The organism is Archangium violaceum (genome assembly GCF_016859125.1).
GTDB lineage: Bacteria > Myxococcota > Myxococcia > Myxococcales > Myxococcaceae > Archangium > Archangium violaceum_A.
Genome location: NZ_CP069338.1, coordinates 7,088,810 through 7,100,850 on the forward strand (window position 1 = coordinate 7,088,810; position 12,041 = coordinate 7,100,850).

The 12,041-nt window shown below is 68.3% G+C and carries 11 protein-coding genes; 6 read left to right on the top strand and 5 right to left on the bottom strand.

The genetic code is table 11. The features are described from left to right. Positions 1-3: 3 nt before the first annotated feature. Complete coding sequence (locus tag JQX13_RS30360; protein ID WP_239013946.1) at positions 4-1,773, top strand: DUF7594 domain-containing protein; 1,770 nt, start codon at positions 4-6, stop codon at positions 1,771-1,773. A gap of 30 nt (positions 1,774-1,803) precedes the next feature. Here the strand turns inward: JQX13_RS30360 and JQX13_RS30365 are convergent, their stop codons facing one another. Together JQX13_RS30365 and JQX13_RS30370 are read right to left on the bottom strand one after the other, a co-directional pair. Then, positions 1,804-3,198, bottom strand: a complete 1,395-nt coding sequence (locus JQX13_RS30365; RefSeq protein WP_203402971.1) for an ATP-binding protein — start codon at positions 3,196-3,198, stop codon at positions 1,804-1,806. Positions 3,199-3,213: 15 nt separating this feature from the next. Then, positions 3,214-3,942 carry a response regulator transcription factor gene (locus tag JQX13_RS30370; RefSeq protein ID WP_275424876.1) on the bottom strand — a complete coding sequence of 243 codons (729 nt, stop codon included), beginning with the start codon at positions 3,940-3,942 and terminating at the stop codon, positions 3,214-3,216. A gap of 84 nt (positions 3,943-4,026) precedes the next feature. Between JQX13_RS30370 and pbpC the strand changes: the two genes are divergently transcribed. Next, positions 4,027-6,396, top strand: coding sequence for a penicillin-binding protein 1C (gene pbpC, locus JQX13_RS30375; RefSeq protein ID WP_203402972.1), 2,370 nt, complete (start codon positions 4,027-4,029; stop codon positions 6,394-6,396). A gap of 21 nt (positions 6,397-6,417) precedes the next feature. Here the strand turns inward: pbpC and JQX13_RS30380 are convergent, their stop codons facing one another. Continuing rightward, complete coding sequence (locus JQX13_RS30380) at positions 6,418-6,783, bottom strand: hypothetical protein (protein WP_239013947.1); 366 nt, start codon at positions 6,781-6,783, stop codon at positions 6,418-6,420. A gap of 308 nt (positions 6,784-7,091) precedes the next feature. Between JQX13_RS30380 and JQX13_RS30385 the strand changes: the two genes are divergently transcribed. From JQX13_RS30385 to JQX13_RS30395, 3 genes are read left to right on the top strand one after another with little or no spacing between them, the layout of a single operon-like run. Beyond that, a complete protein-coding gene (locus JQX13_RS30385; RefSeq protein WP_203402973.1) occupies positions 7,092-7,352 on the top strand; it encodes a hypothetical protein in 261 nt (86 codons plus the stop codon). Positions 7,353-7,372: 20 nt separating this feature from the next. Then, positions 7,373-7,906: a DUF2243 domain-containing protein gene (locus JQX13_RS30390; RefSeq protein ID WP_203402974.1), complete on the top strand. Its 534-nt coding sequence runs from the start codon at positions 7,373-7,375 to the stop codon at positions 7,904-7,906. A 13-nt stretch (positions 7,907-7,919) separates the two neighbouring features. Beyond that, the gene (locus JQX13_RS30395) at positions 7,920-8,114 is read left to right on the top strand and encodes an NAD(P)-binding protein (protein ID WP_203402975.1); all 195 of its coding nucleotides are present in this window, start codon (positions 7,920-7,922) and stop codon (positions 8,112-8,114) included. Positions 8,115-8,173: 59 nt separating this feature from the next. Here JQX13_RS30395 and JQX13_RS30400 read toward each other — a convergent pair whose 3' ends face one another. Both JQX13_RS30400 and JQX13_RS30405 read right to left on the bottom strand, forming a co-directional pair. Next, positions 8,174-9,988, bottom strand: coding sequence for a CotH kinase family protein (locus JQX13_RS30400; RefSeq protein WP_203402976.1), 1,815 nt, complete (start codon positions 9,986-9,988; stop codon positions 8,174-8,176). Positions 9,989-10,128: 140 nt separating this feature from the next. Beyond that, positions 10,129-11,388, bottom strand: a complete 1,260-nt coding sequence (locus tag JQX13_RS30405) for a phospholipase D-like domain-containing protein (protein ID WP_203402977.1) — start codon at positions 11,386-11,388, stop codon at positions 10,129-10,131. 164 nt (positions 11,389-11,552) lie between these two features. On the opposite strand from JQX13_RS30405, the gene JQX13_RS30410 reads away from it, so the two are divergent. Further along, on the top strand, positions 11,553-12,023 hold the full coding sequence (locus JQX13_RS30410) for a DUF2892 domain-containing protein (protein WP_203402978.1): 471 nt from the start codon (positions 11,553-11,555) through the stop codon (positions 12,021-12,023). Positions 12,024-12,041 lie beyond the last annotated feature (18 nt).

The window sequence follows — 12,041 nt, forward strand, 5'->3', positions numbered from 1 at the left end:
GGGATGGCCGCCACGCTCGTGGCCTGCGGAGTGGACCCGGGTGGGCCGGAGGAGCGCTCGGGCACGACGCGGCAGGCCCTCACCGTCGTGACTCCGTCGGATGACTCCTACGTCCACGAGAGCAATTCATCCTCCAATTACGGTTCGAGCACGTCGGTGTACTTGAAGACCGATCCGGGCACGAGCCGTCATGGCTACTTGAAGTTCAATGTGAGCGGCGTCTCTGGCGTGACGAGCGCCAGGTTGAAGGTGTACGGCAGCGCGTCGTCGGCCACGACCCTGGTGGCCTACGAGACGACGGACAATTGGACGGAGTCGGCCATCACCTGGGCCAACAAGCCGGCCGTGGGAAGCCAGGTGGGCAGCGTGTCGATCAACACGACCGCGAAGTACAACGAAATCGATGTGACGTCCTACGTGAGCGCCCAGGCGAGCGGAGACGGCACGGTCTCTTTCGTGCTGCAGGAGAGCGTGGGCAAATACACCACGCTGAACAGCAGCGAGAACGCCTCGAACCCTCCACAGTTGGAGATTACTGCGAATGGCGGCTCGGGCGGAGACACCCAGCCCCCCTCGACGCCCGCGAATCTGACGGCCACCGGGGTGTCCAGCAGTCAGATCAACCTGAGCTGGAGCGCCTCCACGGACAACGTCGGGGTGACTGGCTATGACGTCTACCGGAACGGCGCATTCCTGAAGAGCGTCAGCGGCACTTCGACGAGCGATACCGGCCTGACGGCCTCGACGACCTACAGTTATCAACTGAAGGCCAGGGACGCGGCGGGCAATGTCTCCAGTGGCAGCAACACGGCCCTCGCGACGACGAGCGGCGGCACGACTTCCTGTGCGAATGCGCTGGCGACGACCGCCGACATCCAGAACGCGATGAAGAACGCCGCACCGGGCAGCACCCTGGTCATTGCCTCGGGCACCTATACCGGCAACCGGTCCACGAGCGGAGATCCGGGCGGCCAGGGGCTGTTCTACTCGGGCAGGAGCGGCACGGCTTCCAGCCCCATCACCCTGAAGAGCTGCGATCCGAGCAATCCGGCCATCCTGAAGGGCGTCGCGGTCAACGATGGCTCCTACGGCATCCATCTGACCGGGGACTACTGGCAGATCCGGGACCTCATCATCACGAACGCGCAGAAGGGAATCATCATCGACAACGGAAACCACAATGTGCTGAGCCACGTCGAGGTTCACCTCATCGGGGACGAAGGCGTCCATTTCCGTGATGGCAGCTCCTACAACACGTTGGAGCACTCGAAGATCCACGACACGGGCAACTACCAGCCGGGATACGGCGAAGGCGCTTATGTCGGTTCCGATGCCAGCTCGCCCTATGAGCACGTCGTCGTGGGAAATGTCATTCGATACACGAACTTCGCCGGTGGCATCACCGCGGAGCATATCGACATCAAGGAAGGCGCGGACGGGACCGTCGTGGAGTACTGCACCTTCGACGGGACGGGTATCTCCGGGGCCAACAGCGCTGACAGCTTCGTGGACGTTAAGGGCGTCAACACCCTCATCCGGTACAACGAAGGCTACCGGAACGGGAATGCCTCCGTGGTGGACGCCTTCCAGGTCCGTACGCACGGCAGCGGTTATGCGACGGGCGTCAACAACAGGTTCCAGAACAACACCGTCGACCTGGATGATGCTCCGGGATACGTGGTGTATGCGACGAGCGCGACCACGGGCACGACGGCCTCCGGCGATGTCAGGATTGGCGGCGGGAATCTGTACAACGGCAACGTGAACAGATGAGCCGGCGCTCCGGGCCTCCGAGCTGTGCGCTCAGCGCTGGGGCCAGGACAGGATGATGCGTGCGCCGCCCAGGGGCGCATCCGCTACACGGGCGCTTCCCTGGTGCGCCTGCATGATGCGGTGGACGATGGCCAGCCCCAGTCCGTGACCACCCGTCTTGCGGTTGCGGCTGTCATCCAGGCGGGTGAAGGGCAGGAAGATGCGTTCCCTGTCTCGAGGCGGGATGCCGGGGCCATCATCGTCGACGAGCACGGAATAGCTCGAGTCGTTCCTCTCCAACTGGACCCGTATCTCCGCGCGGGCGTGACGTTGGGCGTTGCGGATGAGGTTGCTGATGGCCCGGCGCAGGTAGCGGGGTGAGCCCTGGCACTCCATCGGACTATCGGCGACGAGCTGGATTCGGAGGTGGGGCGCGAACAGCGCGAGCTGCTGGATCAGCTCCGTCACCAGGGCCACCAGCTCGATGGACTCCCACTCCAGGGGGGGCGCGTCCCGGTGCAGGCGGGTGTAGGTGAGGAGCTCTTCCACCAGGGCATCGAGCTCCTCCACGTCCTTGCCCATGTCAGCCAGCTGAGACCCCCACTCGCTCTGGCCTCGCGCATGCCGGGCCATGTCGAGAGCGAAGTGCAGCCGGGCGATGGGGGTGCGCAGCTCGTGGGAGATGGCCTGCAGACTGGCCTGCTGCTCCTGGGTCATGCGGTGGATCCGCTCCGCCATGTCATTGAACGTGCGGGCCAGATGTCCGATGGGCTCCGGCGCTCGGGTGTCGGCCCGGGCCCCGAGCTCTCCGCGACCGAAGGCGTTCGTGGTGGCGGCCAGCCGTGTGACGTGGCGGTAGAGGGGGAAGGTGAGCACGAGCACCGCCAGGCCCAGGACCAGCAACAGGATGGCCAGCTCCTGCGCGAGGAACTCCAGCACCAGCTCCCGAGGGGGACCGAACAGCACCTCCTGGACCAGCACGAGCTCCGAGTCCGGCAGGGGCAGGAGCAGGTCCACCCGCTCGCCGGTGAGCCCGGGCGGTCTCATCCAGGCCGTGGGTTGGCCCGAGAGCAGGCGCTCCCGGGTGCGCTTCGGGAGCTCCTGGGCGAACACCTCGGCCTTCGACCGCAGCGAGATGGGGTGGCTGAAGTGGGTCCGCCATTCGTCGACGATGGCCGCCCAGCGCTCGCGAGGCTGGGAGCGGAGCTGATTCTCGAGGAGCCAGTGCAGGCCCTGGTTGAGTTGCTCGAACTCCCGGGCGGAGTCCTCGGCCTGTTGCTCGGCCTGTGCTTCGTCCGGCCCCTTCGAGGTCAACCGCTGGGTGGCCATGATGCCCATCACGGCGGCGGCCAGCACGAGCGCCACGATGATCCCGATGTACATGCGCGCGAACAGGCTGCTCATGAGATGGAACGGGCGGCGGAACGAGCGGGCAGGAGGACTCATGGTGACGGCGGCGCCTCAGCTCCTGGCGAAGAGGTAGCCCCGGCCTCGCACGGTCTTGATGAGCTGATGCGGTGGCTGATCATCTCCCAGCTTCCTGCGCAGTTTGGAAATGCGCATGTCGATGGAGCGGTCCAGGCCGTCGTGCTCGATTCCGCGCAGCTCCGAGAGGATGTCGTCGCGGGTGAGGATGGCGGGAGCGCGGCTGGCCAGGAGCCACAGCAGATCGAACTCCGCATCGGTCAGCACGATCGGTTCCCCGGCGCGGCTCACCGTGCGGCGGTCGCCATCGATGCGCAGTTCCTGGGTGGCGATCACCTTGCCCTCGCCGAGGGAAGGTTCGGACACCTTCGGGATTCCGCGGCTCGCCCGCCGCAGCAGTGCACGCAGGCGGGAGAGCAGGACGTGCGGGCGCACGGGCTTGGTCAGGTAGTCGTCCGCGCCGGTGTCCAGGGCGACGACCTCGTTGATGTCCTCATCCTGGGCGGTGAGCATGAGGATCCAACCGGGATACGTCGGCCGCACCCGCCGGCAGACCTCGATGCCATCCATTCCTGGCAGCAGGATGTCCAGGATGACGCAATCGGGCGGCTCGTTCCGGATGGCGTTGATCGCCTCCTGGCCGTCTCCTACCCGGCTGACCTCGAAGCCCTGACTCCGCAGGAACGTCTGGACCAGACTGGCCAGGCGTTCATCATCCTCGACGAGCAGTATGCGCGGGGTCGGTTCCACGGGGGCGGAAGGCACGGTCCCATCATACCGGGCAGGATGGCTCCGCGAGCGTTCCCCGTTCGGCGGAGCTGGTAAGGTCTGGCCGGAAACCGGATTCCCATGCCGTCACTTCTTCTCTCCAGGAAGAGGCTCCTCCAGGGCGCCCTCGTCCTTCTGGGCCTCACGCTCGTCGCTCTCGCCGCGGTCTGGTGGGTGCCCCTGCCCGAGCGACTCTCGCAGTCACACTCGGTTGTCGTGGAGTACCGGGACGGTTCGCCGGCGCATGTCTTCCTGGCGCCGGACGAGCGGTGGCGGGTGCCCACGGTGGTGGAGGAGGTGGATCCGGCCTACGTCCAGGCGCTGCTGGCGTTGGAGGACAAGCGCTTCTTCTGGCACCCGGGCGTGGACCCCCTCGCGGTGGTTCGCGCGGCGGTGACGAACGTGCTGCGAGGCCGGCGGGTGTCCGGGGCGTCCACGCTGACCATGCAGCTGGTGCGGGTGCTGGAGCCCCGGCCGCGTACCCTCACGTCCAAGGTCATCGAGTCCCTACGAGCCGTGCAGCTGGAGGTGCGGCTGTCCAAGAAGGAGATCCTCGCGGCCTACCTGCAGTTCGTTCCCTACGGGCGGAACGTGGAAGGGGTGGAGGCGGCGTCACTGGCGTACTTCGGGCACCGGGCGACGCACCTGAGTCCGGCGGAGATGGCGACGCTGCTGGCGGTGCCGCAGAACCCCAACCGGCGCTACCCCTCGCCGCAGAACGCGGCGCGGCTGAAGCTGGCGCGGGACGAGGTGGCGCAGCGGCTCTTCGACGAGCAGGCTCTGCGGCTCGGGCCACGGGGGGCGCGGGTGTCACCGGAGGCGGCGCTGGCGGAGGTGCGTGCCACGGCGGTGCCCTCCCAACTCACGCCCTTTCCTCGTGAAGCGCCGCACGCGGCGGTGTGGCTGCGCGCCCAACGGCCCGGACGGGGGAGGCTGCGCACGACGTTGGAGGCGGGCTCTCAACGACTGGTGGAGCGGATGATGCGGGAGGCCGCGCCGGAGCTGGGCGCGAAGGGCATCCACAACGGGGCGGCGGTGGTTGTGGACCGCGAGCGCGCGGAGGTGATCGCGCTGGTGGGTAACTTCGACTTCTTCGACACCGCGCATGGCGGGCAGATTCCGGGGTTCGCGACGACGCGCTCGCCGGGCTCGGCGCTCAAGCCGCTCATCCATGCACTGGCCATCGATCAGGGAATCGCCGGGCCGGAGCAGCTGGTGCCGGACATCCCCACCTTCTACGGCACCTACGCGCCGCGCAACTTCGACGGACGCTTCCAGGGGCTGGTGCGGCTGGAGGACGCGCTCTCCCAGTCGCTCAACCTGCCCTTCGTGAAGTTGTTGCAGCGGCTCGGGGTGGAGCGCTTCCTGGGGGCGTTGCGGCTGGCGGGCGTCACGAGCCTGCACCCGGATCCGGGCCATTACGGGCTGTCCGCGTCGGTAGGAGGCATCGAGCTCACGCCGCTGGAATTGGCGGGGGTCTATCTGGCCATCGCCGAGGACGGCCACGCCCGCCCGCTGAAGCTGCTGGACGAAGGGCGGCCCGAGGCGGGCGCCCAGACGATCTTCTCTCCCGGAGCGGCGTGGCTCACCCGGCGCGCGCTGTCGCTGAGGGATCGGCCGGACTTCCCGGCGCGTCGCAGGCTGACGGGCCTGCCCCCCCGGGTGCACTGGAAGACGGGCACGAGCTTCGGTCACCGGGACGCGTGGGCGGCGGGCTCGGGGCCCCGGCACACCGCGGTGGTGTGGGTGGGCAACTTCGACAACACCCCCAGCGTGCACCTCGTGGGCGCGGAGGCGGCGGGGCCGCTCCTCTTCGACATCCTGGAGGGACTGGGGCCCCGGGGTCGGCTCGAGGACGTGGACGCGGTGGTGCCCTCGGAGCTCACCCAGGTGGAGGTATGCGCCTATTCGGGCTACCTGCCGACGGACGCCTGTACCCAGCGGCGCTTCGTTTTCGCGAAGCGCAGCCACGTGCCCACCGAGACCTGCCCGTACCACCAGCGGGTGGAGGTGGACGTGAAGACGGGGCTGGCGGTGACCCCCTCGTGCCGGGCCGGGCGACAGACGGAGTCGCGCGTGTACCTCTCCTGGCCGGCGAGCATCCGGCGCTGGCTCGCCGAGCAACACCGCCTGCTGCCCCAGCCTCCCGCTCCCGCGCCTGGCTGCGAGCCCGGGGGTGTACAGCGGGCTCCGGAGATCCTCTCGCCCGGACAGGGGCAGGTGGCGCTCCTCATCCCGGGCGTCCCGGCGGACCAACAGGAGGTCCCACTGGAGGCCGAGGCCGAAGGGGACCGGGAGCTGACGTGGTTCGTGGATGGGGTCTTCCTGGCCTCGGCGCGAGCGGACGAGCGGGTGTGGTGGGCGCCCTCGGTGGGTACCCATGAGATCCTCGTCTCGGACGACCGGGGGCTCAGCGCTCGCAGGACATTGGAGGTCCGCGAGCGCCGGTGAGGAGCCTGGGGGTGAAGGGGTTCAGCGATGCGAGGTGCGCTGGCGCTCGGGAGCCGCAAGGCCGGACGCCCGTGGCGCCTCGTCCCGCGACTGCTCCGGCTCCTCCCTCAGCTCCACGTAGTAGCCGTCCTTGTAGTCGGTGGCCCAGAACAGGGTGGCGAAGACGGGGAACACGAGCAGCCCGCCGATGATGCCGCCCGCGGTGCGCGCTCCGTTCCACTGGTCTCGCCGGATGGTGACGTACTCGGACCTGTAGCCCTCCAGCTCGAGGACGAAGCTCTCGGTGTGATTGACGGTGGCTGAATCGCTGTACTCGTACGGCGTCCTGCCGAGGACCTCGCCGGAGCGGGACTTGATCGTGGCACCGCTGGGCTCGGAGCGAATCACCGTCGTGCTCACGCAGCCGGTGGAGATGACGACGAGGAGGAGGGAGGAGGGCGGACATCGAGCGACGCATGGGAGGTTCCTTCCTGCGAATGGGAGTCGCGCCGCCTCTTTGCCGCCTCCTTGCCGTACGCCGGATCTAGTCCTTTGGCGCACTTGCGCGCTCTCTCCATCCAGCGCCTCGCATCCGGAGTCCCGTTCGATGGACCTGGCGTTCCATCCCTCCCCTGGCTGTCTGGTTCCCTCGTCTCCTGTTCCTCTTCTTTGCCGTGCTTACCCTCGCTGCGGAGCATCGATCCGGGGGTCGTTCGATGAGGCACAGTCGGTTCCATTCCTTCGCCGCGTTGGCGGGCTCGCTGGTGACAACGGCAGCGTTCGCCTGCCCGGATTGCACCACCGCTCAGGTGGTGAGGGCCTCGGTGCTGGGCGAGGACTTCTGGAGCCTGCTGGTGACGATGACCGTGCCGTTCCTTCTCATCGGCTCCCTCAGCGCGCTGCTGTATCGGGTGGGGCTGCCGCCACGCGACGCGGTCGCCGCACGAGACAGGAACGAGCCAGGAGCCGAAACGTGACCGCGGCGGAGGGGAAGACCATGGCGGAGACTCCACGGCATCAGGGAGCGATCATCTCGGCGGGGGTGCTGATCGGTACGGGCCTGGGCGGCTTCGTCGACGGCATCCTGCTGCACCAATTGCTCCAGTGGCACAACATGCTTTCGTCCCGGTTGCCACCCACGGACCTGGTCTCGATGAAGATCAACATGGTCTGGGACGGCCTCTTCCACGCCTTCACCTGGCTCATGACGGTGATTGGCATTGGTCTTCTGTGGCGCGCGGGGCAGCGCCCCGAGGTGCCCTGGTCGACTCGCACCTTCGTCGGCTCCCTCTCCATCGGATGGGGGGTCTTCAACCTGGTGGAAGGGCTCATCGACCACCATCTGCTCGGCATCCACCATGTCCACCCCGGCGCGGGGCAGCTCGCCTGGGACGTGGGCTTCCTCCTCCTCGGCGTCCTGTTGGTGGTCGTGGGTTGGTTGCTGGTGCGGGCGGGTCGCGAGGACACCCGGCCCCGGGGCGTGGCGGTTCCCTCCGTTCCTCACAAACCACTGGTCCCACGGCGGGCCTAGAGAAGGGAACGGTATGGCGAAGCGGGTCGTGATCGCGGGCGGAGGGCTGGCGGGGTTGACGTGCGCGAAGTACCTCGTGGACGAGGGCTTCTCGGTGACGCTCCTCCTTCTTCGGCAGTCAGGAGGGCGCCGTCCGGGGCGGCAAGGCCTGCGCGGAGGCGGTGCTGCAATCGGTTTCCGGAGCGCCACGCTGAGCCGCCGCGCGTGAGGGCTTCCTCTCTCCGTCGCGACCTCCGGCAGCACCTGTAGGGACTCTCTTCGACTGGCTCAGCGCACCTCCCAGGCTCCATCCCCGGCGCGCTCGTAGTGCTTCCCGGCTGGGAGCGTCCCGTAGAAGAGGACGTCCTTCATTCCCACCACCGACTGGCCATCGAAGACGCCGATCTCCCCATCAGGCGTGAAGGTGAGGCCCAGCTCGGAGGCGGTGAAGCGCACGCGCTCGCCCGGCCTCAGTGTGCGCTCCGAGAGCACGACCCCCTGGGGTGGGCCATACGTTGGCGTCTGCGCGGGTGGCTCCGCCGGTATCTCGGGACTCAGCAGCGCGGGGATGCTCCGCCGCAGGTTCGTGGTCAGCACCATCCCGCCGAGTGCCACGGGCGCGTCACCGCGGTTGCCCAGCTCCACCCAACCCTCACGGGCATCCAGTGCCTCCAGTACCAGCCCGGGCCTGCTCGTGCGGTAGCGCTCCAGTTCCTTCAGGACGAACGCGCGCCGCAGGCGGACGAAGTCCCTCATCCAGGCGCGGCCCGCCTGGAACTTCGCGAGGTCCATGTACGGGTCATCGGCCATGTGCGGGGCCAGGAGCGCGTGCAGCTCGTCGATGTGGGCTCCCAACACCTCGAGGGTGAAGAGCTCGTTCATGGCCTTGTCGATCCGGGCCACCAGCCGGGCGCGCAGCTCCGGGTTCATCACCACGCGGGTCCCCAGGTTGGAGAAGACGGGCAGGTAGCCCGGGTGGACCGTCTTCCGGTTCTCGTATCGGTTGGCCACCACCCCGTCCGTCAGGGTGAAGGGGAAGAGCGGGTGCTTGTAGAGGGGCTCCGGATTCTCGACGAGCGGTATCTCGTGCCACCAGCGCGCGTCCACGTTGTTGAGATCCCACGCCACGTACACCCAGCGGTCCGTCACCTCGTCGTGGATGAAGTAGCTCTCCGAGTCCTCGATGTAGTTGTTGGCCATGAGCGCGTCCATCACCATGGAGCGCAGGTAGGCCTCCAATTCCAGGTGCCGGGCGAGCGCGTCGGGCAGCTCCGGCTCGGGCGTGCGGTTGATGATGTACAGCACCTCGTCGAGCGCGTCGTCGTGGGGCGTCTTCTCGTTCGTCTTCTGCTGCCAGTCGCCCTGGTAGGGCACCTTCCAGGTGCGCAGCTTGAGCTCGGTATCCTTCCACCCGGCGCGGTAGATGGTGGCGTCCCGGTCCGCGAAGTCGTGGGCGCGCAGGAAGGACTTGTTGACCTGCTCGATGTCCAGGAAGACACCCTCGTAGTGGCCGTTGATTCTCAGCCGCACGTATTTCGCGCGGGGTGCCGGTACGCGCATGGCCGCCAGCAGATCATAGGCGAGCTTCTCCGCCAGCATCGACGCGTCCTGGTACTCGGCGACGAGGTTGAGCGAGGTGCGTCCCTCGAAGCGCACGCCGTCCTCGAAGCTCACGTTCCAGCTCTTCTTGGGGAAGTCTCGGGCCGAGGCCCCGCGCAGGCGCACCTTCACCGGATGGTTCACGCCATTGTGGCGGAAGACGGCGTCCTGCTCCGGCGTGTACTTATCGGCGAGGAACTTCTCCAGCACCCCCGGAGGCAGGATCAGCTCGTACTCCTGCAGGGACTCCTGCACCGGGGGCAGGACGAAGGTCCGCTGCTCCTCGGGCTCCAGGGGAGGAGGGTCGGGCTGCTGGGGAGGTTGTTGCGTGGGGGGCTCGGGCCGCGGTGGTTGCTCCGTCGTGGGAGCTGGCTCGGGCGGGGTGACGTCTTCGTCCGAGATGGGGGTCTGCCCATCGTTCACCTTGGACGGAGCCGTGCCCTGGGATTCGCAGGCGAACGACAAGGCAACACAGAGGGTGCAGATCAAACGCGCGATTCTCATCGCGCTTCGTCCGAGCAAGGCGGATGCCTGACCCACCTGGGCCGCTCCGTTCACTGCCCGATGGTACGGGCCCGCCCGGTGGGAAGAGGACTCTCCTGGGAGGGGCTGCCGGTGTCCGGCCTGGGCGTCGCGGTACCCGCTCAGCGGCACCCGGTGGTCGACGGGGGGAGCCGGATGCGGAGGCGTTGGAACAGCCCACGCTCCCGCCACTCGTCCCGGCGGATCTCCACCGCGTACGTCAGATCCTTCTCGAAGCTGGCGGCGAGCTCCTGGGCGAGCGATGCATCCTCGACGACGAGGGCCCCCTCCTCGAGCAGCGCGTTCGAGTTGGGCTCCAGGTTGTTGGAGCCCACGGCCGCCAGTTGCTCGTCCACCACGAGGGTGCGCGCGTGCAGGGGCGCGTTCTGGTACTCCCAGAGCCGTACGCCATTCTCGAGCAGGCGCTCATAGGTGGCGCGCTGCGCGGCGAGGACTCCACGGCTGCCCTCGGGCTGGCGGCCGGGCACCAGGACGCGGACATCCACGCCCTCCTGGGCCTTGCGGATGAGCGTGTCCACCGTGGCGGCGGTGGGGATGAAGCAGGCATTGGTGAGCCACAGGCGGCGCCGGGCGGTGGCCATGAGCACCTGCACCATCCGCTCGGAGTGGCTGAGCGAGGGCGAGCCGGTGCTCGCGACGAAACCCGCGCGCGCTTCGCCCCGGGGCTCGAGCGAGGGGAAGGCCGACTCCGGGAGCAGCCCTCCGCCCGCCTCCAGCCAGTCCCTGGCGAAGGCCTGTTGCAGCTGTCGCACGGCCGGACCCTCCACGTGGACGTAGGTGTCCCGCCATGCGTCCCTGGGCCCCTGCTCGCCACGCCAGGCCGGTCCCACGCCGGAGCCTCCGGTGAGGCCGCTGCGGCCGTCGCGCACGACGAGCTGGCGATGGTTGCGCGCCTTCAGCCGCTCGTCGGCGAACACCACCTCCTCTCCGACGAAGGGACGGAAGTCGCGCACCTCACAGCCCGCCTCGACGAGCCGCGGCTGGACCTCGTCCTGGAAGCCCGGACTGTGGAGTGGATCCACCAGGACGCGGCAGACCACGCCCGGCTGGCGCTCGGAGAGCGCGCGGACGAGACGCTCCGAGGCCTCGCCCGGTTGCCAGCTGGAGACGAGCAGGTGGAGCGACTCGCGCGCCTGGCGGCTCTCCTCTTCGAGCGTGGCGAGGATGCGTTCGTCCTGGACCAGCCGCACCTCGTGACCCGGCCGCAGTCCCACGCCCACGGACTGATAGAGGGCGAGCGAGAGCCCCGGCCCCGAACCCGGCAGGTCCTCGTGGATGCGCAGCTTCTGGGGATGCTCGCGATGAATGCACGCCGTGCCGGAGAGGAGGCAGACGAGCAGGAGGCTCGGAAGACGATTCACACCGGGAAAGCTAGGCATCCGACCGCGCGCCGCGCAGGGGTGGGATGGGGACGGGCGGACGGCCGGGCCCGCCTGCATGTCCTCACCCGTATGCGCACCCATCCCTAGCTTCGGACAGATGGCCTGTGGTCGAAGCGGGCCAGCCAGAGTGGAGGTGAGTCGCGATGGAATCCTGGAACCGGATGTCGACCGATTCGGTGCGCTCGCACACGCCGGACGGAGTGAACCGGAAGATTGATGCGCGGGTGGAGAAGTGTGTCCAGGCGATGGCGGAGCAGATGGATCGCCCGGCCATCAGCGAGTACCTGCGGAAGCTGGAGCACGAGTGGGACCTGAACCGGGTGGTGACGGTGGCGGCGTCGGCGGTCTCGGTGCTCGGGCTGGTGCTGGCGGCGAAGGACGGTCGGGGGTGGAAGATCGTGAGCGGAGTGGCGGCGGGACTGCTGCTGCAGCATGGCCTCTTCGGCTTCGGCCCGCTGTCGGAACTGGTGCGGGCGCTGGGCGTGCGGACGCGCAAGGAGATCGATCTGGAGAAGTTCGCCCTCAAGGCGCTGCGAGGCGACTTCGAGCGGATTCCGCACGAGGGAGGCCCCCTGGCGCGAGCCAACGCCGCCCTGGTGGCCGCCCAGTCCTGACATGAGAAACCCCCACCG

Excerpts from the sequence above, each read along its gene's own strand:
- JQX13_RS30360 (WP_239013946.1), top strand. The coding sequence starts at position 4 with ATGGCCGCCACGCTCGTGGCCTGCGGAGTGGACCCGGGTGGGCCGGAG.
- JQX13_RS30365 (WP_203402971.1), bottom strand. The coding sequence starts at position 3,198 with ATGAGTCCTCCTGCCCGCTCGTTCCGCCGCCCGTTCCATCTCATGAGC.
- pbpC (WP_203402972.1), top strand. The coding sequence starts at position 4,027 with ATGCCGTCACTTCTTCTCTCCAGGAAGAGGCTCCTCCAGGGCGCCCTC.
- JQX13_RS30385 (WP_203402973.1), top strand. The coding sequence starts at position 7,092 with ATGAGGCACAGTCGGTTCCATTCCTTCGCCGCGTTGGCGGGCTCGCTG.
- JQX13_RS30390 (WP_203402974.1), top strand. The coding sequence starts at position 7,373 with ATGGCGGAGACTCCACGGCATCAGGGAGCGATCATCTCGGCGGGGGTG.
- JQX13_RS30395 (WP_203402975.1), top strand. The coding sequence starts at position 7,920 with ATGGCGAAGCGGGTCGTGATCGCGGGCGGAGGGCTGGCGGGGTTGACG.
- JQX13_RS30400 (WP_203402976.1), bottom strand. The coding sequence starts at position 9,988 with ATGAGAATCGCGCGTTTGATCTGCACCCTCTGTGTTGCCTTGTCGTTC.
- JQX13_RS30410 (WP_203402978.1), top strand. The coding sequence starts at position 11,553 with ATGGAATCCTGGAACCGGATGTCGACCGATTCGGTGCGCTCGCACACG.